The 23,426-nt window shown below is 64.9% G+C and carries 25 protein-coding genes and 1 tRNA gene; 11 read left to right on the top strand and 15 right to left on the bottom strand.

The window, feature by feature from the left end; genetic code table 11:
• Positions 1-209: 209 nt before the first annotated feature.
• The 4 genes from ACELLULO517_RS23745 to ACELLULO517_RS23730 all read right to left on the bottom strand — a co-directional run bounded on the left by ACELLULO517_RS23745 (position 210) and on the right by ACELLULO517_RS23730 (position 4,017).
• Positions 210-674, bottom strand: coding sequence for a RidA family protein (locus ACELLULO517_RS23745; RefSeq protein WP_406566289.1), 465 nt, complete (start codon positions 672-674; stop codon positions 210-212).
• Positions 674-1,006 (bottom strand): ferredoxin FdxA, encoded by a 333-nt coding sequence (gene fdxA, locus ACELLULO517_RS23740; RefSeq protein WP_227309927.1) that lies wholly within the window; start codon positions 1,004-1,006, stop codon positions 674-676. Before fdxA ends, ACELLULO517_RS23745 begins: the two co-directional genes overlap by 1 nt.
• Before the next feature lie 120 nt (positions 1,007-1,126).
• The gene (locus ACELLULO517_RS23735) at positions 1,127-1,492 is read right to left on the bottom strand and encodes an RNA-binding S4 domain-containing protein (RefSeq protein ID WP_406566288.1); all 366 of its coding nucleotides are present in this window, start codon (positions 1,490-1,492) and stop codon (positions 1,127-1,129) included.
• Entirely contained in the window at positions 1,489-4,017 is a 2,529-nt protein-coding gene (locus tag ACELLULO517_RS23730) for a helicase-related protein (protein ID WP_227309926.1), read from the bottom strand. Before ACELLULO517_RS23730 ends, ACELLULO517_RS23735 begins: the two co-directional genes overlap by 4 nt.
• 171 nt (positions 4,018-4,188) lie before the next feature.
• Between ACELLULO517_RS23730 and htpG the strand changes: the two genes are divergently transcribed.
• The 4 genes from htpG to ACELLULO517_RS23710 all read left to right on the top strand — a co-directional run bounded on the left by htpG (position 4,189) and on the right by ACELLULO517_RS23710 (position 8,351).
• Positions 4,189-6,111 carry a molecular chaperone HtpG gene (gene htpG / locus ACELLULO517_RS23725; RefSeq protein WP_227309925.1) on the top strand — a complete coding sequence of 641 codons (1,923 nt, stop codon included), beginning with the start codon at positions 4,189-4,191 and terminating at the stop codon, positions 6,109-6,111.
• Positions 6,111-7,526, top strand: coding sequence for a leucyl aminopeptidase family protein (locus ACELLULO517_RS23720; RefSeq protein WP_227309924.1), 1,416 nt, complete (start codon positions 6,111-6,113; stop codon positions 7,524-7,526). Before htpG ends, ACELLULO517_RS23720 begins: the two co-directional genes overlap by 1 nt.
• Positions 7,527-7,733: 207 nt before the next feature.
• Positions 7,734-8,114, top strand: coding sequence for a MarR family transcriptional regulator (locus tag ACELLULO517_RS23715; RefSeq protein ID WP_227309923.1), 381 nt, complete (start codon positions 7,734-7,736; stop codon positions 8,112-8,114).
• Positions 8,115-8,275: 161 nt separating this feature from the next.
• Positions 8,276-8,351: transfer RNA gene (locus ACELLULO517_RS23710), tRNA-Lys, on the top strand.
• A 445-nt stretch (positions 8,352-8,796) separates the two neighbouring features.
• On the opposite strand, the gene ACELLULO517_RS23705 is transcribed toward ACELLULO517_RS23710, so the two are convergent.
• The 4 genes from ACELLULO517_RS23705 to fzlA all read right to left on the bottom strand — a co-directional run bounded on the left by ACELLULO517_RS23705 (position 8,797) and on the right by fzlA (position 11,526).
• Positions 8,797-9,378: a fasciclin domain-containing protein gene (locus tag ACELLULO517_RS23705; protein WP_227309922.1), complete on the bottom strand. Its 582-nt coding sequence runs from the start codon at positions 9,376-9,378 to the stop codon at positions 8,797-8,799.
• A 189-nt stretch (positions 9,379-9,567) separates the two neighbouring features.
• Positions 9,568-9,876, bottom strand: coding sequence for a hypothetical protein (locus ACELLULO517_RS23700; protein WP_227309921.1), 309 nt, complete (start codon positions 9,874-9,876; stop codon positions 9,568-9,570).
• A gap of 102 nt (positions 9,877-9,978) precedes the next feature.
• On the bottom strand, positions 9,979-10,854 hold the full coding sequence (locus ACELLULO517_RS23695) for a Rossmann-fold NAD(P)-binding domain-containing protein (protein ID WP_227309920.1): 876 nt from the start codon (positions 10,852-10,854) through the stop codon (positions 9,979-9,981).
• A gap of 3 nt (positions 10,855-10,857) precedes the next feature.
• Positions 10,858-11,526, bottom strand: a complete 669-nt coding sequence (gene fzlA, locus ACELLULO517_RS23690) for an FtsZ-binding protein FzlA (protein ID WP_227309919.1) — start codon at positions 11,524-11,526, stop codon at positions 10,858-10,860.
• Here fzlA and fdhD point away from each other — a divergent pair.
• Positions 11,525-12,388 carry a formate dehydrogenase accessory sulfurtransferase FdhD gene (fdhD, locus tag ACELLULO517_RS23685; RefSeq protein ID WP_227309918.1) on the top strand — a complete coding sequence of 288 codons (864 nt, stop codon included), beginning with the start codon at positions 11,525-11,527 and terminating at the stop codon, positions 12,386-12,388. The genes fzlA and fdhD overlap by 2 nt on opposite strands.
• On the opposite strand, the gene mobA is transcribed toward fdhD, so the two are convergent.
• Both mobA and mobB read right to left on the bottom strand, forming a co-directional pair.
• Positions 12,272-12,967, bottom strand: coding sequence for a molybdenum cofactor guanylyltransferase MobA (gene mobA / locus ACELLULO517_RS23680; RefSeq protein ID WP_227309917.1), 696 nt, complete (start codon positions 12,965-12,967; stop codon positions 12,272-12,274). The two genes, fdhD and mobA, sit on opposite strands and share 117 nt — an antisense overlap.
• Complete coding sequence (gene mobB / locus ACELLULO517_RS23675) at positions 12,951-13,478, bottom strand: molybdopterin-guanine dinucleotide biosynthesis protein B (protein WP_456304406.1); 528 nt, start codon at positions 13,476-13,478, stop codon at positions 12,951-12,953. The genes mobA and mobB overlap by 17 nt, the downstream gene beginning before the upstream one ends.
• Positions 13,479-13,592: 114 nt before the next feature.
• On the opposite strand from mobB, the gene ACELLULO517_RS23670 reads away from it, so the two are divergent.
• Both ACELLULO517_RS23670 and ACELLULO517_RS23665 read left to right on the top strand, forming a co-directional pair.
• Positions 13,593-13,817, top strand: a complete 225-nt coding sequence (locus ACELLULO517_RS23670; RefSeq protein WP_227309915.1) for a hypothetical protein — start codon at positions 13,593-13,595, stop codon at positions 13,815-13,817.
• Positions 13,818-13,908: 91 nt separating this feature from the next.
• Entirely contained in the window at positions 13,909-15,000 is a 1,092-nt protein-coding gene (locus ACELLULO517_RS23665; RefSeq protein WP_227309914.1) for a sensor histidine kinase, read from the top strand.
• Between the two features lie 6 nt (positions 15,001-15,006).
• Here the strand turns inward: ACELLULO517_RS23665 and ACELLULO517_RS23660 are convergent, their stop codons facing one another.
• The 3 genes from ACELLULO517_RS23660 to ACELLULO517_RS23650 all read right to left on the bottom strand — a co-directional run bounded on the left by ACELLULO517_RS23660 (position 15,007) and on the right by ACELLULO517_RS23650 (position 18,107).
• Entirely contained in the window at positions 15,007-15,813 is an 807-nt protein-coding gene (locus ACELLULO517_RS23660; protein ID WP_227309913.1) for a class I SAM-dependent methyltransferase, read from the bottom strand.
• 133 nt (positions 15,814-15,946) lie between these two features.
• Positions 15,947-16,951, bottom strand: coding sequence for a helix-turn-helix domain-containing protein (locus tag ACELLULO517_RS23655; protein WP_227309912.1), 1,005 nt, complete (start codon positions 16,949-16,951; stop codon positions 15,947-15,949).
• 556 nt (positions 16,952-17,507) lie between these two features.
• The gene (locus ACELLULO517_RS23650; RefSeq protein WP_227309911.1) at positions 17,508-18,107 is read right to left on the bottom strand and encodes a RecX family transcriptional regulator; all 600 of its coding nucleotides are present in this window, start codon (positions 18,105-18,107) and stop codon (positions 17,508-17,510) included.
• Between the two features lie 83 nt (positions 18,108-18,190).
• Here ACELLULO517_RS23650 and ACELLULO517_RS23645 point away from each other — a divergent pair, with 83 nt between their 5' ends.
• The 3 genes from ACELLULO517_RS23645 to ACELLULO517_RS23635 are packed head-to-tail and all read left to right on the top strand — an operon-like array spanning position 18,191 to position 21,184.
• Positions 18,191-19,381, top strand: a complete 1,191-nt coding sequence (locus ACELLULO517_RS23645; protein ID WP_227309910.1) for an aspartate aminotransferase family protein — start codon at positions 18,191-18,193, stop codon at positions 19,379-19,381.
• A 26-nt stretch (positions 19,382-19,407) separates the two neighbouring features.
• The gene (argF, locus tag ACELLULO517_RS23640) at positions 19,408-20,343 is read left to right on the top strand and encodes an ornithine carbamoyltransferase (RefSeq protein ID WP_406566293.1); all 936 of its coding nucleotides are present in this window, start codon (positions 19,408-19,410) and stop codon (positions 20,341-20,343) included.
• A gap of 13 nt (positions 20,344-20,356) precedes the next feature.
• Entirely contained in the window at positions 20,357-21,184 is an 828-nt protein-coding gene (locus tag ACELLULO517_RS23635) for an SDR family NAD(P)-dependent oxidoreductase (protein WP_227309908.1), read from the top strand.
• A gap of 64 nt (positions 21,185-21,248) precedes the next feature.
• Here ACELLULO517_RS23635 and ACELLULO517_RS23630 read toward each other — a convergent pair whose 3' ends face one another.
• Both ACELLULO517_RS23630 and ACELLULO517_RS23625 read right to left on the bottom strand, forming a co-directional pair.
• On the bottom strand, positions 21,249-22,223 hold the full coding sequence (locus tag ACELLULO517_RS23630) for an SDR family oxidoreductase (RefSeq protein WP_227309907.1): 975 nt from the start codon (positions 22,221-22,223) through the stop codon (positions 21,249-21,251).
• A gap of 33 nt (positions 22,224-22,256) precedes the next feature.
• Positions 22,257-22,730: a hypothetical protein gene (locus ACELLULO517_RS23625; protein ID WP_227309906.1), complete on the bottom strand. Its 474-nt coding sequence runs from the start codon at positions 22,728-22,730 to the stop codon at positions 22,257-22,259.
• A 110-nt stretch (positions 22,731-22,840) separates the two neighbouring features.
• Here ACELLULO517_RS23625 and ACELLULO517_RS23620 point away from each other — a divergent pair, with 110 nt between their 5' ends.
• On the top strand, positions 22,841-23,419 hold the full coding sequence (locus tag ACELLULO517_RS23620) for a YqaA family protein (RefSeq protein WP_227309905.1): 579 nt from the start codon (positions 22,841-22,843) through the stop codon (positions 23,417-23,419).
• The last annotated feature ends 7 nt before the right edge of the window (positions 23,420-23,426 follow it).

The raw sequence follows: 23,426 nt of genomic DNA, 5'->3' as shown, positions 1-23,426 counted from the left end.
TTCAGACCATCACCTTGCTCCGACAGCATGGTCTGGAGGGTAGCGAGGTCCGCAGCGATTTTCCGCAACAGGTCTAGGACCATTGCATCTCTATCCTCAGGCATTTTGGCCTCCACGGACCAGTATGCCTGAGAGATGGTGAGGATTTCACCAAAGAAAAAGGCGCCCCCGGCGAGGGCGCCCTATCCTTTCGGCTAGGCCGGTATCGCTTAAGCGATCGCGAAAAGACCCTCGACCTCGACCGCCGCGCCCAGCGGCAGGCCGGCGACGCCGACGGTGGAGCGGGCATGGCGGCCGACATCGCCGAAGACCTCGACGGCCAGATCGGACGCGCCGTTCATGACACCGGCATGGGCGGTAAAGTCAGGCGTGGAGGCAATGAAACCGCCGAGACGCAGCACGGCCGTGACGCGATCCAGATTGCCGCCGGTGGCCGCGCGCAGCTGCGCCAGCAGATTGATGAAGCAGAGGCGCGCGGCATAGCGGCCGGTATCGGCATCGATGTCCGCGCCCAGCTTGCCGGTCGCGAAAAGCTTGCCGTCCTGCAAGGGCAGCTGGCCCGAGATGGTGACAAGCCCGGCATGGACCGTGAAGGGCACGTAATTGGCCACCGGCATGGCCGGTTCCGGCAATACGATGCCCAGCGCGGCGAGGCGGTCGTCGATCTTGCTCATCAGGGTGTTCCTGGCTCGGGGGAGAACAAGGCTTCCTTGCCGGGCTTGTCCTTCCACTCATCGGCATCGGCCGGGGCCGTCCCCTTGCGGCTGATATTCGGCCAGGAGGTGGAGAAGCTGCGGTTGCGCTCGGACCAGGCGGCGGCGCGGTCGTCGCTGTCGGGGAAGATCGCTTCCGCCGGACATTCCGGCTCGCAGACACCGCAATCGATGCATTCGTCGGGATTAATCACCAACATGTTCTCGCCGACATAGAAGCAATCGACGGGACAAACTTCGACGCAATCCATGTATTTGCAGCGGATACAGTTTTCAGTGACCACGTAGGTCATTCAACACTCCTGGTGGCGGTCGAGAGGACAGGCCGCGATCCCAGCCCGCCGGTCAAAGCCTGGCTGATCTTTCGGCTTGTCCTGGAAATGGCCGGAGTCCGGCGCCTCATAAGGGCCTTCCTATGCCGTCGCGCTGTCTTTCGCGCAAGGCCCGCCCGCGTCTGTCTCGCTATCTGTAGAAGCGTTCTCCGGCACCTCCTCATAAAGAAGACGTGCTTCCGGCGCCGGCCCCCGGCGTTCAGCGAGGGCGCGCACGCGCCAGACGCGAACCTCCCCGCGCAGCGCCATGGTCAGCACATCGCCGACGCGCAGCTTGGCATGGGGTTTGAGCGTCGGCTGGCGGTTGAGGCGCAGCGCCCCCTCCTCCACCAGCTGCGCGCAGTCGGACCGCGCCTTGGCCACCCGCGCGCACCACAGCCACATATCGAGCCGCTGGAAGGCAATGCCTTCCACCTCGCCCCCGCTTTTGGGCGCCTTACCGTTCACGGACGGCGCCCGCCGGCCTTGGCCTTGGCCAAGCGGAACTGCGCGAGGGAGGCGAAGGGACTGTCCGGACGCGGTTCGGGCGGACGTGGCTCGGCCTCCGCCCGGGCGCGGGCCCGACCAGGGCTGAGCGGCGTCAGCATGGGCGGCACCGGCGGCCCATATTCACCGGGGTCCAGGCCAGGGCTCGGGATCAGCCGGAAGCCGAGGCTGCGCAGCACCGCGGGCAAAGCCTCAGCCTTGACCGAGAGGCGGGAGGAGAGGCCGCGCGGCAGCAGCATGCGACCACCGGCCGCGCGGGCGCCACGGCGCAGGTCCTGGGCAAGTTTTTCAGCCACATCCAGACGCAGCATGACCGGGCCGGCTTCAACCCAGCCCAGCGCCTGCGCGAAGCCGCGTGGCCAGGGCTGCTCGGCCGGAATGGCCGTGAGGCTGGGGGTCGGCAGACGTGGCACCGGCACGCCGAAAGACAAAGCGAGCAGTGCCGCCCGCAGCGCGGTCGGTTGCGGTTTCAGCAGCGCGGGCAGGAACCAGGCCGTGCCGCCGCCTTCCAGCCGCACCGCCCCGGCCTGTGGGCGATCGTCGGGCTCGGCGCGCGCGATGCCCATCCCCTCGCCCAGGCGATGCAGCAAGCCGCGACCCTCCGGCGCGTTGCGCCCGACTTCCAGCGCCGTCAGTAGCGGCGCGAATCCGGACGCGATCTCGGCATCCACGAAAGCCTGACAGCGGCGCCGCACACGTTCACGCAACGGCCCGTCCAGATAGTCGCTGCCGATCACCTCGACCTGCGGCCGCAGCACCGAATGGCCGGGGCGGAGCTTGGCCACCGGCTCGTCCTGCCACAGCAGCCGGTGCTGGCCAGTGCGGGTGATCTCGCTATCCGGTGCGGCCTCGAACTGGCCGACGCGGCGGGGCATCTCCTCCCCCAGCGCCCGGCGCGCGGCGCGCATGACCATGCGCTTTTCGTCGCCCACGGCGGCCGGATCGGGATGAAACGAAAAGGCCGCGACATGACCGACGGAATGGCCTTCGACCACGACCTCGCCCCGGCCGGTGACGGCCGAGAGCAGATCCTGGCCTTCCTTCTCCTCCAGCCGGCGCATGAGGAGGGCCGCGCGACGATCGACGAAGCGCTGCATCAGCTTCTCATGCAGGCTGTCGGAGATCATGTCCTCGACCGCCCGCGCACGCCCCTGCCAATGCGGGGCGTCGCGCACCCAATCGTCCCGCGCCACGATATAGGACCAGATACGCACGCCGGAGAGGCGCTGCATCAGCGTATCGATATCGCCCTCGATCTTGGCGAGCCGGTCGATCTGCCCGCCGATCCAATCGGCCGGCAGATGGCCGTGTTCCACGACATGGCGGAACACCCGCGCGCAGAGGGCCGCGTGGCTGTCATCCGCGATCTTGCGGAAATCCGGAATCTGGCAGGCATCCCACAGCTGGCGGACACGCCTGCGGCCGGTCGCGCGATTGCGCACCTCCATATCGCGGGCCAAAGCCATCAGCGTTTCCAGGTCCGACGCGTCATTGCCGCGCACCAGCCCGCGCCGGGGCGGGGCCGCGAGCAGGCTGGCCAGCAGATCGTCGATGGAGGTGAAGTCCAGCTCGCTATTGCGCCAGCAGATCTGGCTGATCGCCTCGAAATCATGCGTCTCGACGGCGCGGACCATCTCCTCCGGCAGGGGCGGACAATCCCCCGTGCTGCCGAAGGTGCCGTCACGCATGCCACGCCCGGCGCGGCCGGCGATCTGGGCGGCTTCCGGCGCCGTCAGCCGCCGCAGCTTATGGCCGTCGAATTTCGAAATGCCGGCGAAACCGACATGATCGACGTCCATGTTCAGCCCCATGCCGATGGCATCCGTCGCCACAAGGAAATCGACCTCCTTTTCCTGATAGAGCGCGACCTGGGCGTTGCGCGTGCGCGGCGAGAGGCGACCCATGACGACCGCGCAGCCGCCGCGACGTCTGCGGATCATTTCAGCGATGGCATAGACTTCAGCCGCCGAGAAGGCGACGACGGCACTGCGCGGCGGCAGGCGGGTGAGCTTGGCGGGACCCGCGTGATGGAGTCGCGACAGGCGCGGCCGCGTCTCGATCACCGCATCGGGCACCAATTGCGCGATCAGCGGCCGGATCGTCTCCGCGCCCATGAACATGGTTTCAACCATGCCGCGCGCGCGGAGGAGCCTATCGGTAAAGATATGGCCACGGTCGGGATCGGCACAAAGCTGGATCTCATCGACGGCGACGAATTCGACATGCCGGTCGAGCGGCATGGCTTCCACCGTGCAGGCGAACCATCTTGCATCAGGTGGAATAATTTTCTCTTCGCCAGTGATCAAACCGACCAGACGCGCCCCTTTTTGGGCGACCATCCGATCATAATTTTCTCTGGCGAGGAGTCGCAACGGGAAACCGATGATCCCTGACGCATGCGCCAGCATCCGTTCCAAGGCCAGATGCGTCTTGCCCGTGTTGGTAGGTCCCAAGACCGCCTTCACGCGCGGGGCGAATCCCTGCATGCGGGAAATGTCAGCGGTCAGTCGAACAATTGCAAGAGGCATTGCGCATTTGGCCGGGGCATGGCTTTTTTTGCTGCATTGCATTTGCGACGCTCCGGGACACATACGGGATCGCAACGGCTCGCCGCCCATTTGGGGGCACCGGATATCGTGACCGACGGGAATATGGACATGGAACAGGATCAAACGGCGCCGACCGGCGCACCCGCCACCACGGAAACCAAAGAGTTCAGCGCCGAGGTCGGCCGGCTCCTCGATCTGGTGGTCAATGCCCTTTATTCTGAGCGCGAGATATTCCTGCGCGAATTGGTGGCCAATGCGGCCGACGCGGTCGACCGCCGCCGCTTCCTGGGTCTGACCGACCCTGCCCTCGCTTTGCCGGCGGATGCCGGCGTCATCATCACCCCCGACAAAAACGCCCGCCAGATCACCATCAGCGACGATGGGCTGGGCATGACGCGGGACGAGCTGGTCGCCAATCTGGGCACGATCGCACGCTCCGGCACGCGGGCCTTTGGCGAGACCGTTCAGGACGCAAAGCCGGAAGAGCGGCCGAGCCTGATCGGCCAGTTCGGCGTCGGCTTCTATTCGGCCTTCATGGTATCCGAGCGGGTCGAGGTCATTTCCCGCCGGGCCGGCAGCGACGAGGCCTGGAGCTGGAGGTCCGCCGGGCGCGGCAGTTTCGACGTGTCACCGGCCGAGCGCGCGACGCCCGGAACCGATATCATCCTTCATATCAAGGCCGACGCGGACGAATTCCTGGAGCCCATGCGGCTACAGACCATCATCCGCAAATGGGCCGATCATATCAGCGTGCCGATCAAGCTGGTGCGGGACGGCAAGGCCGAGGCGGCGAATGAGGGCACGGCCCTGTGGCGCAAGCCGAAGGCCGAGGTGACGCCAGCCGAATACGAGGATTTCTATCGCCATCTGGGCCATTTCTTCGACAAGCCCTGGGCGACCTTGCATTGGCGGGCCGAAGGCGCGCTGGAATATTCAGCCCTTCTTTTTGTGCCCGAGCAGCCGCCTTTCGACCCGGTGGAAGGGGAACGCACATCCAAAGTGCGCCTGCATGTCCGGCGCATGTTCATCACCGACGAGGCCGAGCTGCTGCCGCCCTGGCTGCGCTTCGTGCAGGGGGTGGTCGATACCGAGGACCTGCCGCTGAACGTGTCCCGCGAAATGCTGCAGACGACGCCCGTCATGGCGCGCATTCGCAAGGCCGTGCAGAATCGCGTTCTGACCGAGCTGAAATCGAAGGCGAAGGCGGAAGCCAAGGCCGAAACCGCCCCGATCGCCGCCGAGGATGAGGATGCGCCCGCCGCCGACCCGGTGACCGACGGCTATATCCGCTTCTGGGAGAGTTTCGGCACCATCCTGAAGGAAGGGCTGTGGGAGGATGCCGGCGCGCGCGCCGATATCGCGCCGCTGCTGCGCTTCCACTCCTCGACCGAGGACGGCTGGACCTCGCTCGCCGATTATGTCGCGCGGATGAAACCTGACCAGACCGCGATCTATTTCCTGGCCGGCGAAACCATCGAGCAGCTGCGCCATGCCCCGGTGCTGGAAGGCTATCGCGCGCGTGGCTTCGAGGTCCTGCTGATGACCGATTCGATCGATGCCTTCTGGCCGGAACGCATGGGCAGTTTCGAGGACAAGCCGCTGCGCAACGCCCGCCAGGCACTGGCCGATCTGGGCGATGCGGCCGAGGTGCCGGAGGCGCTGAAGCCGCTGATCGACGCCATGACGGCCGCGCTGGCTGACGAGATTGCAGAAGTGCAACCTGCGGCTCATCTCAGCGAAAGCCCGGTCATGCTCGTCTCAGGCACAGAAGGCGCGGATCTGCATATGCAGAAGCTTCTTCGCCGCGCCGGCCGTCCGGCCTGGGGCGGCAAACCGCATTTGACGATCAATCCACGCCATCCGTGGATTGAGGCTTTGGCGGCGCTTGCTGCGAAGGGTGAACCGGTTGAAGACGAAGCCCGACTGCTGCTCGACCTTGCCCGCGTTCAGGAGGGCGAAGGGCCGGTCGACCCCTCAGCCTTCATCCGACGTGTTGTCGGCGCAATCACGGCTGGCCGGACGACGCGCTAATGCGTGAGCTGGACTGTCTGTTCGATCCTCTGGCCGCCGCTGACAGCGGCCAGACCGTCCACCGTATCCACGCCGTCTCGGCTGACGACCTGGCAGCGTTTCTGGCCGGCTTGCCGCCGGGCCAGCGCGATTTTCTGTCTTTCACCGGCTTCGCGGCCAAGACCGGCACCACTGTTCTGCTGCCGGCGGCCGGTGATGGCTCGATGGACGCGGTTCTGGGCCTGGGTCAGGATCAGAGCCATGCCCCCTTCGGCGCCCTGCCTTTTGCCCTACCGGCTGAGACCCTGTGGAAAATCGTTTCACCCGGTATCGACCCCGCCCTCTCGACTTTGGGTTTCTGCCTCGGCGCCTATCGTTTCAATGCGTTGAAAGGTAGCGCTACCAAACCAGCGCGACTGGCACGGATCGACGCGGCGCAGGACGGGATGGACCAGGCCTGGGCGATCTGCATGGGCCGCGATCTTATCAATTTGCCGGCCAATCTTTTGGGACCGGATGAGTTGGCTCAAGAGGTCGTGACTTTGGCGCAACGGTTTGCCGCTGTGTGCGATGTCATCTCAGGCCCCGTCCTGACGGAAAACTATCCGACGATCGCGGCGGTCGGTCGCGGCTCCGTGCGCGGCCCGCGCGTGGCGATCCTGCGCTGGACTGGAAGCAAGGCAAGCGACGACGCGCCGCTGGTCTCGCTCTGCGGCAAGGGCGTCTGTTTCGATTCGGGCGGCTACGACCTGAAGCCTTCGGCTGGTATGTTACGTATGAAGAAGGATATGGGCGGTGCCGCCGCCATGATGGCGCTGGCAGCGCTGGTCATGGCGGCCGACCTGCCGGTGCGGCTGGTGCTGCGCGTCGGCTGTGTCGAGAACAGCGTCTCGGGCGACGCCATGCGGCCGCTCGACGTCATCCGCACGCGCAGCGGCCGCACCGTCGAGATCGGCAATACGGATGCGGAAGGTCGTTTGGTGTTGTGCGATCTTCTGGACGAGGCCGGGGCCGAGCTGCCGGATATCATCATCGACGCGGCGACGCTGACAGGGGCTGCGCGCGTCGCATTGGGCCCAGATCTTCCAGCGCTGTTCTCAAACAATGACGACTGGTCGCGGGCCGTCGTTGAGGCCGGCACGGTTGTTCATGATCCGGTTTGGGCGCTGCCGCTTTGGGCCGGATACGACCATTGGCTGGATAGTCCGGTGGCTGATCTGAATAACGTATCAAGCAACGGGTTTGCTGGCGCGATCACGGCCGCGCTCTTTCTGCAACGATTTGTTACTCTGTCGCAAAATTGGGTGCATATCGATCTTTACGCCTGGAACGAGCGTACGCGTCTTGCTTCACCCGAGGGTGGCGAAGTACAAGCTGCGCGTGGGCTGTTTCAAGCGTTGCGTAAGCGGTACAATTTTGCGTTACAGGCGTTTTGACCCGCTTTCGTGACGTTTTGTTACCAGAAATCGTGTATATTTAGCGCCATCACGGCAGTAATGATCGTTATCGTTGCTTTGGGATCTGATTGATCCTGGTCTGTCTGCCCGATACGGTTCGACCAGGAATCACTAATCCTTTAGTAGTAATTCTTTCGTGCCGTCCCTATCCTGACCAAGATTTCTAATGTGAAAGGAGAAAGCCATATGGCGAACTCAGCTGCTACCGATCAACTTGTGGGCGTATTGCGTGACACTATCGTCGCTCTCGTCCGCCGGGATGGTCCCGATCTCTCCGCCCGCCAGCTCGGCGTTTTCCTGACCTGCTACCTGACTGAGAAGGCCCATACCGTTCGTGGCCTTGCCGCAGACCTGGAAGTCTCCAAGCCCGCCATCACCCGCGCCCTTGATCGCTTGTCCGAATTCGAACTGGTTCGCCGTAAGGTCGATCCCGCGGATCGCCGCAGCGTTCTGGTTCAGCGCACCCTGAAGGGCTCCGCCTTCCTGCGTGAACTGCGTTCGATCATGGCGGAAGCCGGTGCCGGCAAGCTGGTCGAAGCAGGCAGCAGCCGCCGCGCGGCTGGCTGATTTCTGAAGACCGCCTGCCTTTGTGCTTGGGGAGGAGGCAATGCCTCCCCCCGGGGCAGCGCCAGGTGCAGACCTCCTCTGTCGAGCCCCTTTCCCGTCTAAAATCTGTCATCAGGGGCTTCACAGACCGTCCAGGGGTCGGTATACGCCGCACCCACGGAGGGCGCATAGCTCAGTTGGTAGAGCAGCTGACTCTTAATCAGCGGGTCGTAGGTTCGAATCCTACTGCGCCCACCACCTCCGTCTCCCGTCGTTTTCAAGACGACGGTTCGATCTGATGAAGTTCTAGACCGGATCCGTTATCTTCATAAAATTTGTTCGGGGTTGATAGGTCCGCAGACCTTGGCGGTCGCGCGCGCAGGTGTTGCGCGGGTCTGGCCGGCCGCACCTACCCCTCCCGGCGCCCAGACGGCCTGTTGCCTGCTCGCAAGGGTAGATCCCCGGAACAAGTCCGGGGACGACGATTTGACGATTTAAGGATGAGCATTGCACAGGGAAGCCGCTTGCTTCCCTTTCGTCACCCGCGCATGCGTTGCGCGGGAGCCGGGCCGCACCTACCCGCCGAGGCGCCCGGACGGCCGTTTGCCTGCCCGCAAGGGTAGATCCCCGCGACGAGCGCGGGGACGACGGGTTTTGGGCGCTTCCGATCGAACCTTACAGAGTCTCAGAAAATTGGCCGAACTTAGCTGGCCGGCATCAGCACCTTGTCGATGACCTGGATGACGCCGTTCGACTGTGTCACGTCGGCGATGGTGATATCCGCCATATTACCCTTCGCATCATCGACCATGATGTTGCTGGAGCCGTTCATGGTGAAGGTCAGCATGCCACCTTCCAGGGTCTTCAGCTCGGCCTTGCCACCGCCCGCCAGGATCAGGGCGCGCAGCTTCGTGGTGTTATAGTCGCCGGCGACGACGTGATAGGTCAGGATCGAGGTCAGCATCGCCTTGTTCTCAGGCTTCACCAGCGTGGCGACGGTGCCGGCCGGCAGGGCGCCGAAGGCTTCATTGGTCGGCGCGAAGACGGTGAAGGGGCCGGGTCCGCTCAGCGCACCCACCAGGCCGGCGGCCTTGACGGCGGCGACGAGCGTCGTGTGATCGGCTGAATTGACCGCATTCGCCACGATGCTTTTGGACGGATACATGGCCATGCCGCCGACCATGACGGTGCTCGACTGAGCGAAGGCCATGGACATCGGGAGAGCGCCGAGAGCGGCCGCGACGAGCGCGACTTTAAGGGACGTCACTTTCGAAGACTGGGACATTGTATTTCCTCCGCATGAAGCGGTCTCGCCGACCGCTCCCATCTTCGTGCGCAGGGGCCGGGGCAGATGCGCGGCGGACGCCGTCCGCGCATGAAAGACGCGCCTCAGGCGCGTCACTTTAACGTGTTGAATTTAAAGAGAAAATTTCGGCATATCGCTGCATCCGAAACGAGATCGGCTGCGTAACAGTCAATTAGTGCCGCTGACCTGCGGCGCACCGTTGGGCACTTTAGGCAGCGGATCGTTCAGCAGTTGCTTGTCCAGCTTCTGCAACTTCCTGTTGATCTTGTCCTGCTGCTGCATCGTGCCTTGCGGCACGTCGGCTTCCGTCGGCTGATGATCCGCGCCACCCCAGACATTGCCCTCAGACGTGGGCACGGTGCCGTTGACGGTCGCCGCCGGATTGTTGCTGCTGCTCTGCGCGAAAGCTGCCGGAGCAGAGGCGAGACCGATCCCCAGAAAGGTAAGGCCCGCTATCCGCGTTATCGCTGTCCACATCGTCCTGAACCCTTCCGATCGCCGACTCTCAGCGTCAAAAAACTTAGGCATGGCCGATCATTCTGTCATCAGGAAGGTTTCGCGTCAGATCGGACGAGCGGGTCAGGGCTGCCCTGTCTCTGCCGCGCGGATGGCGGCCAAACCTTCGCGATAGGTCGCATAGCGCCAGGTCCGGCCGAGGACTGCCTGCGTGCCGGCGCTGGAGACGCGGCGGCTTTCCGCCCAGAAGCTGCGGCCCATCGCGCTCATGCCGGCTTCCGCATCCGCGAAGGGGATCAGCGGCGGCGGCGCGACACCCAGCAGCCTTGCCGCCTCCGCCACGACCTCGGCGGGTTCGGTCGGCAGATCATCGTTGAAATTAAGCACGCGCAAACCTGTCAGCCGATCGGCCTGCAACATGGCCGCGAGCACGCCTTCGGCAATGTCCTGGCGATGGATGCGGCCGAAAGCATGGCCGGGCTTGTCGATCCGCCGGGCGCGCCCCGCGCGCAGATCGTCGAAAGCCGAACGCCCCGGCCCGTAGATGCCGGCAAGGCGGATGAGATCGACCGGGATGCCCCGCGCCGCGCCCAGCGCCGCCCAGTCTTCCTCGGCCGCACGGCGGGCGCGGGCACGGAGGGAGGTCGGCCTGGCCGCACTCCCCTCATCCACCCAATCCCCACCGCGATCGCCGTAGACACCGGTCGAGGACAGGAAGCCGATCCAGCGCAGCGCGGGCGCGGCCGCAATTTCCGCCGCATAGCGCGCGAGGGCCGGGTCACCGCTCTCCGCCGGCGCGGCGGTCGGCACGATATGGGTGGCGGAAGCGATGGCTGCTTCCGCCGCATCGAAGGGAATGAGCGTGACGCCGGGCGGCGGGCAGAGGTTTGACTGGCGGCTGGTGCCTGTCACCCGGAACCCGGCAGCGGCGGCAGCTTCACCGATCGCGGCACCGCTATAGCCCAGGCCGAAGATCAATAGATGCCGAGGGTCAGCCAAGGGTCAGAAGTCGAGATCGGCGTAATGCGCCGGGGGCGTGACGCCGCCCATGCGATCCGCCAGGATCGGCCGGAAGCTGGGGCGCGACTTGATGCGCGCATACCATTCCTTGGCCGGGGCCGAGATCGACCAATCCACTTCCCCCGCGAAATCGAGCGCCGAGAGATGAGCAGCGGCCGCGAAATCCGCGAGCGACAGCGTGCCGCCCGCAAGCCATTTCCGGCTCTCGGCCAGATAGCCGAGATATTCCAGATGGCCCTTGAGATTGGCATAGCCCACGCGCAGCGCCCCGGTATCAGGCTGGCCACGCCCGGCGACGCGCTTCATGATCTTCTCGCCGAGCAAATGGCGGGTGACGTCATGGTTGAATTTGAGGTCGAACCAGGAGACCAGCCGTCTGACCTCGACACGCTCCGCCAGCGTGCGGCCGATCAGCGGGACGTCCGGATAGGCTTCGTCCAGATATTCGCAGATCGCCGCGGATTCGGAGATGATGAGGCCATTCTCATCCGCCAGCACCGGCACGGTGCCCGCCGGGTTGAGTTCCAGGAACTCCTCCCGCCGCTCCCAGGTCTTTTCGACCCTCAGTTCAAACGGCAGGCGCTTTTCAGCCAGTACCAGACGGACTTTGCGCGAGAAAGGCGAGTGCGGGAGGTGGTATAACAGTCGCATGTCTGCCGATTATCCCATTCCACCGCCGCGGGCCAGCGCCGAAAGCCCCGAAGCGCATGATTTAGCGGCACCTTTTGGTGACGTACAGACATCCCTATGGCGAGGGGCTGGGTTTGCGCCCCGCGACCGCGCCTTGCCGGAGGAAACGCCGGTCGCCATCACCTATAATCGGGTGTCCCATGCCGTGATGATGGCGACCCCGGCGGACCTGCAGGATTTCGCGCTCGGCTTCACCTTGAACGAGCGGATCGTCGCCACACCCGCCGAGATCGAGGAGATCGAGATTGCGCCCGCACCACGCGGCGCGGTGGAGTTGCGGCTATGGATTGCGCCCGAGCGGATGGAAGCCTTGGACCATCGCCGCCGCCATCTGACCGGCGCGATGGGCTGCGGCTTATGCGGGCTGGACAGTCTGGAGGAGGCGATGCGACCGCTGCCGATGGTCGGGTCGACCCTCACCCTCTCCGCCGAGGACATCATGGCCGCGATGGCGAGCCTTTATCCGGCGCAGACAATGGCACAGAAGACGCGTGCCTTGCATGCCGCTGGCTTCTGGCGGAAGGGCGCCGGGCTTGTCGCCATCCGCGAGGATGTCGGCCGTCACAATGCGCTCGACAAGCTGGCGGGCGGACTGCGGCAGATGGGCGAGGCCCCGAGCGACGGCGTGCTGGTGATGACCAGCCGCGTCTCCATCGAACTGATTCAGAAGGCGGCCGTGATGGGGGTTTCCGTCCTTGTCGCCGTCTCAGCGCCCACGCTTCTCGCCGTGCGGGAGGCCGATTCCATCGGCATGGTGCTGATCGGCGTCGCCCGCGACGATGGGTTCGAGGTTTTTACCGGCGGCCAACGCATCCTCGGCTGAAGCGAGGTCTTCCGGCCTGTTTATGTTGAAGAACGGGTCTGTCTTTCCCCCCGGAAAATCGCAGAAGGCGTGCGGATAGGCTTCATAAAAGCGGCGGACGGACAGGTCTGTTCCCGCCGCCAGGACCCGCGCCAGATCGTCATGCAGCGATATATCCCATAGCGCCGCCGTCGGATGGGCCTGCCCGGCAGAACGGGCGATGACGACGCGGACGCCGACCGCTTGTTCGCGAAGGCGCGCAACCAGATCGGCCGGGAGGAAAGGACAATCGACCGGCAGGCTGACCAGCCAGCGATAGTCCCGATGCCCTGCCCAAGCGAGACCGGCAAGGATCCCGGCCAGTGGTCCGCGCCGATCGTCATGGCGATCCGCCAACAGCGGACGTCCTGGCGCTGCCTGCCCGACCGCCGGATCATTCGCGCTGACGGCGATGCTGCCGATCTGCGGCGCAAGACGGGCGAGCCCATGCGCCAGCAAAGGCTGACCCGCCAAGGGTAGCAGCGCTTTCAGCGCGCCCCCCATCCGCCGCCCCCTGCCCCCGGCAAGGATCACGGCCGCCGTGTCAGAGGGGCCGGGCATGGCGTTCCGCAAAATCCGCGATGTCAGCGATATCCGTCAACGGCAGGACAGGCAGGCCGCTATCCGGAAATGGCGTGTCGCTGGCGATGGCGATGATGCTGCCATCCTCGGGGTGCAGCGCCGGCTTGCCGTTCACCGCCCGGTAGACCTCGATCTTTGGAAAAACAGACCGTTTGAAGCCTTCGACCAGCACGAGATCGGCCGGCGCCAGCTTGGCGATCAGCGCGGGCAGGCTGGGCTCCGCCGCGCCGCGCAGCTCATGCATCAGCGCCCAGCGGCGGTCGGAGACGACCAGGACCTCGGCGGCGCCGGCCTGCCGATGCTCCCAGGAATCCTTGCCGGGCTGGTCGATATCGAAATCATGATGCGCATGCTTGATGGTCGAAACGCGGCGGCCCTGCGCCACCAGATGCGCGATGACCTGGCGGATCAGCGTCGTCTTGCCCGCCCCGCTCCATCCCGCAAAGCCGAAAACCTTCGTCACTCGCCGCCCTCGTCCATCCGCGCGCATTGAGCCATCGCGCAGGGCGATCATCAAGCATGGGCTGCAAGCGGGCGGCGCTTGCGGCGCCGGATGAGAGGGCCAATTATAAGGTCAAACAACACGAAGACGCGGAGCCGGCCCATGACTTGCTGCCCCTGGATGAACGAGCACGGCCTGACCTGCGCGGGCGCAAAGCGCTTCGTCGATGAGCATGTGAAGCCCTGCCTGACCTGCGCGAGCGAAAAGGCTGAGGTGCTGCTTGAGGATCTGCGCGCGGAAGTGCGGGAAAAGCCGGTCAAGACGCTGGTCGTCGCGGGGCTGGCCGGCCTTGTCCTGGGCCTGACCATCGCCGCCGCCCGCCGCTAGGGCGGATCGCCGATAGCACGCTGATCTTTCCGAAAACTTTCTGCTAAGCTGGGGGACTGGCCTTCATCCACCCTGATAAAGTCCCCGACCGATGTCCTTCGCCGAACCCGACGCCGATAAGGTTGAGACGCTGCTCTCGACCCCCGACCTGGCCCATGCCCTGGAAAGCGAGCATTTCCGCCGCTTTCTGGATCAGGTTCCGATCGCGATCGCGGTCGGTGAGATGCAAGGGCCGGAGCGGATCGTCTATGCCAATCCCGATTTCGAAAAACTGACCGGCCGGGCCGCCAAGGCTCTGGTGGACCGGCCTTGGTCGGTCATCGGCGAATTGGGCCAGGCGCCGGACAATGATCACGGGCTTGGGCAGGCGATCCTGCGCGGCCAGGACTTCATCGGCACATTCCGCATCGTGCGCGGGGAAGAGGCCGTTGTGATCGACGCCTATTCCAATGTTATCGAGGATGAGGACGGCAAGCCCGCCTTTCGCCTCGCTGCCCTGGTGGACGTCACCGCGCATCAGGACAACGAGCCGGACAAGCTCACCCAGCAGTTGCGGGAGAAGGACACGCTGCTGCGCGAGGTGCAGCATCGCGTGAAGAACAACCTGCAGATGATCACGGCCCTGATCCGCATCGAGGCGCGGAACGCCCGGAAGGAGCCGCATTCGGACGCTTTCGAGCGTCTGGCCGGACGGATCGAGGCCATTCATCTTCTCTACCGCCTGCTGTCGGATAATATGACGGAGCAGGAGATCGATCTTGGCATCTATATCAGTCAGGTCGCCGCCGCCGTGTTGCAGGCTCAGGCCAGCGCCGGCATCCGCCTCGACATGAAGGTCGATATCTTCCCGGTCTCGGTCAATGTCGCGATGCCGACCGGACTGGTGATCAATGAATTGCTGACGAATTCCCTGAAACACGCCTTCCGCGACCGCGAGGGCGGAACCATCACGCTGCATAGTCTGGTCGACGAGCATGGTTGCCGCATCACCGTCGCCGATGACGGCATCGGCCTGTCCGAAGGCAGCGTCTGGCCGCAGCCCGGCAAGCTCAGCTACGCCATCATGCAGTCTCTGAAAGAGAACGCGAAAGCGAAGGTAGAGGTGACAAACCACCCCGGCGAAGGCATGCGCGTCACCATTACCTTCGCGCGGTCCAATGCGACGGTGGAAGCGGCGGAGTGAGGCCGGTCACCAGGGGAAGCTTGGCTTCACCGATGTCGGCATGAAGGGATAGAACCACAGCGGCAGGTCCGGCCAGTCCAGGCAATTACCGGTATCGAGCGGCGTCGGGTAATAGGTGAAGGACGGTGCGGCCTGCACCAGATCGCTGCGGATATAGGTGACCTCCAAGGTCTCGGGCACCGGGAAGCCGCTGACATTCTCGATTTTGCCGAAATTATTGGCGTGGACATGGCAAAGCGTGAAGGCCGAGGAGAGCGAGGCGAGCGCGCGCCAGGCGAGGCCACGGAAGCGCGTATCATCCAGCATCGTCAGGTTATGCAGTTCCAGCACGATCTGCTCGAACCGGCGCATGAGAAGGATAGAGGTTTCGGTCAGCACGTCCCATTCCGCCCCTTCGATATCCATCTTCAGGATCGGCGCGTCCGCGCCCGGCGGCAGCTTCGCCATATGGTCGGCAAGGGTATGGAGTTTCTGCGCCGGATCGGCCGCACCCGCGACGCCCTCGGCGAACCAAATAAAGCCGGCATGCTCCTCCGGCAGACGGGCAATGGTGTGATCGAAGAGCAGAACCGGATGGCCGCGCTGGGCAAGGTCGAGGTCGAAACTGACCGAAGGGCCGATGCCGAAACTCATCACCGGCTGGCCGGGCCTTAGCCGGTCTACCAGAACATAGCCGCCGTCCCCTGCCCCGCCGATGCGGATCTTCTTTTCCTGCGGCAAATCATGCGGGGTGAGCAGCGCCAGCGCCTCGAACACGCCGCGCTGCCGCGCGATGCCGACGTCCAGGGGTTCGGTAACAGGGCGGAAAGTCATCGGCCGCGATACGTCCTCAAGATGATCTACCGGATCATTTGGTGATTGTATCGGATAGCACCAGGGCTTGCGGATAAAACGCCGGGACGATGCGATTGTCCTGAGCCGGATCGAGACGCGCGGCGCTGCCCGATCAGCTCATCTGTCCGCGGATATCGCCCGGCTTGCTTTGATATTGCCTTTTGAACATCCGGTTGAAGGTCGGAATATCAGTGAAACCGCAGCGAAAGGCGACCTCCTCGATCAAAAGATGCCGATTCTCCCCTGAAGCCAGCATCCGACGCGCCTCATGCAGGCGCCTGGTCCAGATCGACTTGGCAATGCTCTGGTCTTGCGCGGCGAAGACACGATAGAGCGTCGCGCGGGCACAGCCGAGATTTTGAACCACCGTATCGGCGTTGAAATCGGGGTTCCTGAAATCGCGGCCGATGAGCGTCGTCGCGGCCGTATAGAGGCCGGGGGAAAGCTGCTCCGCCTCGATCGGCTGGCCGGCCTCCCTCTGAATCGCCAGAAGCGCCATATCGACCGCCGCCGCCACCGCCGCGACACGTTCGGCCGGCGTCAGACAGTCAGCCTGGTCGATCGTCATCTGCATATGCGACCGCAGCAGCGCCGCGATGCCGCGCCGCTGCAAAAGGCGCCCCGCGAGAAGCGACGGATCGGCAAAGACGCTGCGGACCTTTGCGCGGGGCAGAAAGAGGCTGATGATGCGATGCCTGGCATGGGTCAGTTCCAGCGGTCGGCCGAGATCCAAGATCAGCATATCGCCCGCTGTGGGCCGACGGCAGCCAAACCCATGATCGACGCAGGCGCGCGATGCCTGAACCATGAAATCGACGATGAGGTCATCGCATTGGTCGGCCCGGCAATGCGCGGCGTCGCGCCGCGCCAGCAAGCTGCTGCCGGTATGGTCCAGCAGTTCGGCGCTTTCCCCGCCCACCCGCGTCAACCTGGCATGGAAGGGTGCGGCGTCATCCGGCTCCGCCGCACTCGCGACGCGGCGGAAGACGGCGCCGAGCCAGTATTTCTGGCGGCTCGGCTGCGGCACCACATCGGCGGAATAAACGGCCAGCGTCCCGGCAGGCTGGGTGCCTGGCGGACATAACGGCTCAGATATCGGCGTCTGGAAGGAGCCCATAGCCCATGCTTTAGCAAAGGGGATAGGCCGCGCCTAGTGCGGTCAATTTGATTCGGAAATTCGCATCGAGCCTGCCCAGCGTTCAGGGTTTCGGCACAGGTCCGGCGGCAGCCTGCGGACATCAAAGACAGCGCCCATGGCGGTGCCGGGGTCTTCCGCCAGCGTCTCATAGGGCGGCGGCATCCAGGCGCGGCATCCGCGATCAGGCGCCCGTTGCCTAAACAACTAATTCTCGAATTTTCTTACCCGCACAGACAAATATTTCGTTAACAAGAAGACCCTATTTTCGAAACCACCCCATGGCGGTTAAATTTTTATAAAGGTATTTTTGTTGATAATTTTGTCACATCAATAAAAAAAGACTTTTTATTTTTAACAATAATACCACTCGGGGGCCCCGATCATTGCAGAATCAAGCCGCGAAAATACGCGACCCCTGATCAATACTCCATTCGCGACAGGATGCCGCGAAGCCGATACCGGCGACAGCCGGTTCCATGACCAAACAACGCCATGCCCGCGACGACACTGGCAGCCGCGTGACGGTTGTTATGCTTCACCCACCGCTTGCCTGCCGCTGCGCGAGCAGCAGGTCTTCCGCCTCGTCCCGCTCATAGCTCAAGATGCGGCGGGCAGTGGCGCCGCTGAACCCGGCGCGGCCGAAGGCAGCCAGCACGCGATTCTGTTCATCCGGCGGCAGATCCTCGTCCGTCGCCGAAAATGGCCCGATGCGGCGGCGACGCGCGAAAGCGAGTGCCGCCGCAAGTTCGGCCGCGTCATCCTCGGGCACCGCAGCCCCGGCCTGCGCAGCATCCACACCCTTGGCCGCCAGATGCGCCAGCACGGCGCGGCGCGACCGCCCGGCCCGGCGCAGCCGCCGGGCGCGGCCTTCCGCGAAAGCCTGATCGTTGACAGCCCCCGACGCGGCCAGTCCAGCGACCAGCTTGGCCGCCTGCTGACGGAGAATGGCGGCCTGGGCGTTGATCCCCTCGCGGTCGGCATTTTCGACGGAAAGCCGCGCGTCAGCCCAGCGGCGGATACGCCGATCGAGCGCGCGGGCCAGCGCTGCGGCCGTGCCGCCGTACCGGGCGGTATAGGCCAAGGCAGCCTCACGCAGGCTGGCCGCATCGAGGTTTGCTGTTTTTACCTGCGTCATCTGTGTGATGCTTTGTCCTCATTCATTGACGCGACCGGCCAGAGTTTTCATACATCTCTGCTTTCCTTGACTGGAAGGCCAGCATGATCTCCGCCCTTATGCCGAACTACAACCGCGCCGACCTCGCTTTTGAACGGGGCGAAGGCGCATGGCTGTATTCGACGGACGGCCGACGATTCCTGGATTTCGGGGGCGGCATTGCCAGTTCCTCCCTGGGCCACGGCCATCCGCATCTGACGCAGGCGATCGCCGAGCAAGCGGCAAAGGTCATGCACGTCTCCAACCTGTATCGCGTGCCGCAGGCGGAAAAGCTGGCGGAGCGTCTGGTCGAGAACAGCTTCGGCGACAGCGCCTTCTTCTGCAATTCCGGTGCGGAAGCGAATGAGGGCATGGTCAAGATGATCCGCAAATACCATGCGGAGAACGGCCATCCCGAGCGCTGGCGCATCATCTGCTTCGACGGCGCCTTTCATGGCCGCACGCTGGCGATGATCTCGGCCACCGGAAACCCGAATTACATCAAGGGTTTCGGCCCGGCGGTGGACGGGTTCGACCATGTCCCGTTCAACAATCTGAACGCGCTACGCGCTGCCATTACCGGTGAGACCGCCGGCATCATGATGGAGCCGATCCAGGGCGAGGGCGGCATCCGCTCGGCCAATGACGACTTCCTGCCGGGTCTGCGCGCGGCCTGCGACGAATTCGGCCTGCTGCTCGGCCTGGACGAAATCCAGACCGGCATGGGCCGCACCGGCAAGCTGTTCGCCTATGAATGGTCGGACGTGGTGCCGGACGTCATGTCCCTGGCCAAGGGTCTGGGCGGCGGCTTCCCCATCGGCGCCGTGGTGGCGACGGCGGCGGTGGCGCAGAACATGAAACCCGGCACCCATGGCACGACCTTCGGCGGCAATCCGCTGGCCGCCGCTGCCGGCAATGCAGTGCTGGATGTGCTGCTCGCGCCCGGCTTTCTGGACCAGGTGACCGCCCGCAGCGACCTGTTGCGCGGCGAATTGGCGAAACTGGCCGAGGCATTCCCGCATGTGATCCAGGATATTCGTGGACGCGGGTTGCTGATCGGCCTCAAGCTCGGCGTGCCGAACGGCGCTTTGCAGGCCGCCTGCCTGGCGCGCGGCTTGATGGTGGTCGCGGCCGGCGACAATGTGCTGCGCATGGTGCCGCCGCTGGTGATCACCCCCGAGGATTGCCAAGAAGCGGTCCGCCTGCTGCGGCTGGCCGTGCAGGACATGACCGAGGCGAAGGTTGCCGCGCAGTGAAGGACGTGAGTGGGGATTTGAACGAGGTGTCTGTGGCCGCTGACGCAAAGAGCCCGCGCCATTTCCTGGATATCCGCGATCTGGACGCGGCGGTGCTGCGCGATATCCTGACCACCGCCGAGGTCTGCAAGGCGCATCGCCGCGACCATGCCCGCCCGTTGACCGGCAAGTCGGTCGCGCTGATCTTCAGCAAGCCGAGCACGCGCACGCGCGTCAGCTTCGAAGTCGGGATCCGCGAAATGGGCGGCAACCCGGTGGTGCTGTCGGCGCAGGAAATGCAGCTCGGCCGTGGCGAGAGCATCGCCGACACGGCGCGCGTCCTCTCCCGCTATGTCGATGCCATCATGCTGCGCACGGACCGGGCCGCGAACCTGCATGAACTGGCGCAATATGCGACCGTGCCGGTGATCAACGGGCTGACCGAGGCATCTCACCCTTGCCAGATCATGGCCGATATCCTGACCTTCGAGGAGTTGCGCGGGCCGATCACCGGGCAGACCATCGCCTGGGTCGGTGACGGCAATAATGTTGCGCGCAGCTGGATCGAAGCGGCGGCGCGCTTCGATTTCACGCTGCGCCTGGCCTGCCCGGCCGAATTGCAGCCGCCGGCCGCGATCCTGGCCTGGGCGAAGGCCGAGGGAGCGAAAGTCGAGGTCCTGCGCGATCCGCGTGAGGCTGTGCGCGGCACGCGCTGCGTCATTACCGATACCTGGGTCAGCATGTCCGACCCCGAGGGCGAGAGCCGCCACAATATGCTCGCCCCCTATCAGGTGACGACCAAGCTGATGGCCGAAGCCGCGCCCGACGCGCTGTTCATGCATTGCCTGCCCGCCCATCGCGGCGAGGAGGTGGAGGCGGCGGTCATCGACGGGCCGCAATCGGTCGTGTTTCAGGAGGCGGAAAACCGCCTTCATGCCCAGAAGGGCGTGCTCGCCTGGGTTTTCGAGACCGACGGGCAATAAGGGAATGAGCCCGGTGACGACGACGCAGCCGCATGCCGTCGTCACCGGGGCCACCAGCGGGATCGGGCGCTGGATCGCACGTGGCCTGGCCCAGGCCGGCTACGGCCTGACGCTGATCGCGCGGGACGAGATGCGGGCGGACAAAACGCATCGCTGGATCGCGGCGGCCGTGCCCGGTGCCGCGATCGACATCGTCCGCGCCGATCTGTCTTCGCTGAAGGACACCCGGGCGGCGGCGGCATCCATTCTGTCGCGGCACCCGAAGATCGATCTTCTGGTGAATAATGCGGGGCTTCTGAGCCATGACCGGCAGGTGACGCCGGAAGGGCGCGAGAAGACGCTGGCGACGAATCTTCTGTCGCCCCTCGCACTGACCGAGGCGCTGCTGCCGGCGATGGTGGCACCGGCACGCATCGTCATGGTGGGGTCGTCCTCCGCGGACCGCGCGCGGATCGACCCGGATGATCTGGAGTTGCGGCAAGGCTGGCGGATGACCCGTGCCTATGCGCGGTCCAAGCTGGCGCTGCTGATGATGAGCGGTTTGCTGGCCGAGCGGCTGAAGCCCGCCGGCATCACGGTCAATGTCGTGCATCCCGGTCTGGTCGCGACGAATATCGTTCGCCATGGCGGGATCGACGAATTCGCCTGGCGGCTGCTGGGGCGTTTCGCGCTGACGGCAGAACAGGGCGCGGATACGCCGCTTTATGCCTGCCTCTCACCCGAACTTGCCGGACAAACCGGCCTTTATCTGAAGCGGCGACGGGCGGCGAGGCCAAATGCGCGCGTGCGCGACCCTGCGCTTGTGGCGCGGGTCGAGGCGGCTGTGGGCCGGTTGCTTTAGGGTTTCGCGGGCGGAATAGGGTAGGTCCGCGTGACAAGCACGCGGATGACGACGAAACCGACGACTACCCAAACAGCCGTCGCAGTGTCATCTGCAGGCTCCAGCGCCGGGCATGCGCGCCGAAGACGCCATGGACTCGGGACGGCCGGTCCGAGGGCTTGAACACCGTGGGGACCGCGTCATCGCCGGCCGCGTCCGCCGCGCGCTGCCCGTCGACACCCAGACGCCGGATGACGGCGCCGGTCCAGACGGGCGCGAGGCGGCTGAGCAGCGCGAAACAGGCGACCGTGCCGCTGATCGTCATCTCCGGCTGTCCCGTGCGGGCCGCAAGATAGATGCCCCGCGCAATGACATCGGGCTGATAGACCGGCGGGACCGGCCTTGCCGACCAGCCCATATGACTGATGGCATGGGCAAAGAAGGGCGTGTTCACCGCAGGCGGAAAAACCGTCGAAACGCGGATGCGGCTTTTCTCGAACAAAAGCTCGATCCGCAGCGCCTGGCCGAAGGCCCGCACGGCGGCCTTGGCGCCGGAATAGGAGGTCATCAGCGGCAGGCCGTGAAAGACGACGCCGGAACAGACATTGACGATATTGCCGCGGTTGCGCGGGCGCATGAGCGACAGCGCCGCGCGGGTGCCGTTGACGGTGCCGAGATAGGTCACCTCCGTCACCTGACGGAACTCCGCCTCCGGCACGTCGCTGAAACGGCCGTAGACGCCGTTGCCGGCGGCGTTGACCCAGGCCGTGACGGGGCCCAGTGTGGCTTCGATCTGGCCAGCCGCCTTGGTCAGGGCCGCGCTATCGGTGACATCCGCGACCGCGACCACGACCATGCCGCCCACCGCCCGCACATCCTCGGCCGCCGCCGCCAGACCCGCTGGCCCGCGCGCGATCAGCCCGACGCGCCAGCCGCCGCGCGCGAAAACGCCGGCCGTGCAGCGACCGATGCCGGAGGAGCCGCCGGTGATGATGACGACAGGCGCATCAGCCAAGGTCTTTCCGGGCAGGGTCTTTCTGGGCAGGGTCTGTCGGGGCATGGTCTGCCTTTCCTCGCCCGGCGCATCGCCGGATCAGCCGGGTTGCGGGCAGCGCACGAGCGGGCTCGGGAAGCCTTTGCAGTCCGGGAAAGCGATCTGGTTCGGCCCGACGCGCACGACGCGGAGCACATTGTCCTCCGGGCAGCCGAAACCGATATCATCCGCCACGCCGCCGATGTCGTCCGGCTTGGTATTGCTCGGCGCGAGCAGGAAAACGGTGCCGTTCGGCGTGCCACGGACGCTCGCGATCAGATTCTCGATCGCGGTCTGGTGGGTCAGCGTGCTGTGGATGACCTCATCCTGGGTCACCACGAAGGTTGCCTGTTTTTCGCATTCCGCCGGACTCATCTTGGCGGAGGCCGGAAAGATGCCGCCAGCCCACATGCCGAAAAGCCAGGCATGCGGCGGCGCGCCTTGTGCGGCGGCCGGGCGGACAGGGACGGCTTGCGCCAGAAGAACGCCCGCCACCAGGGCGGTCAGGACAGGGCGCAGGGACTTCAGCGGCATTGCAATCCTCACAGACGTTTCTCGCGACAAACCACAATCAAAGGGATCCATTGAAGGGCCGCCGCGACCATGGCAAGTCCCCAAACTCACCGAGGATGGAATGTGCTTCAATGCTCAAGCGCCTGTATGACCGGGTGATCGCCCTGGCGGGCCACCGCCACGCGGCCTGGTTCCTGGCAGCCGTCGCCTTCGCCGAGGCGAGCTTTTTTCCAATCCCGCCCGATCCGCTGCTGATCGCCATGGGCCTGGCAAGGCCGCGCCGGGTTTGGCTTTACGCCCTCATCTGCACCACCGCGAGCGTCGCCGGCGGCGCCCTGGGCTATCTGATCGGCTTCGCCCTGTTCGATCGGCTGGCGCAGCCGATCATTCATCTTTATCACATGGAGCACGCCTTCCAGACCTTTCAGGACAAGTTCGCCCGCTACGGCCTGTATGTGATCCTGATCAAGGGTCTGACACCGATCCCCTACAAGATCGTGACCATCGCGGCGGGTGCCGCGAAGTTTAATTTCTGGGAGTTCATGGGCGCCAGCCTGATCACCCGGGGCGGCCGCTTCTTCCTGGTCGGTGCGATCATGCGGATTTTTGGCGAGGCCGCCCGCGATTTCATCGAAAAGCGGCTGATGCTGGTGACCAGCCTGCTGGCCGTCGGCGTCATCGGCGGATTTCTGATCCTTCTCTACGTCTGACGGCTCG

It is taken from the genome of Acidisoma cellulosilyticum (assembly GCF_020621385.1).
GTDB classification, from domain to species: domain Bacteria; phylum Pseudomonadota; class Alphaproteobacteria; order Acetobacterales; family Acetobacteraceae; genus Acidisoma; species Acidisoma cellulosilyticum.
The sequence above is the reverse complement of the archived record's forward strand: the minus strand, read 5'-3'. Positions and strand labels throughout refer to the sequence as shown.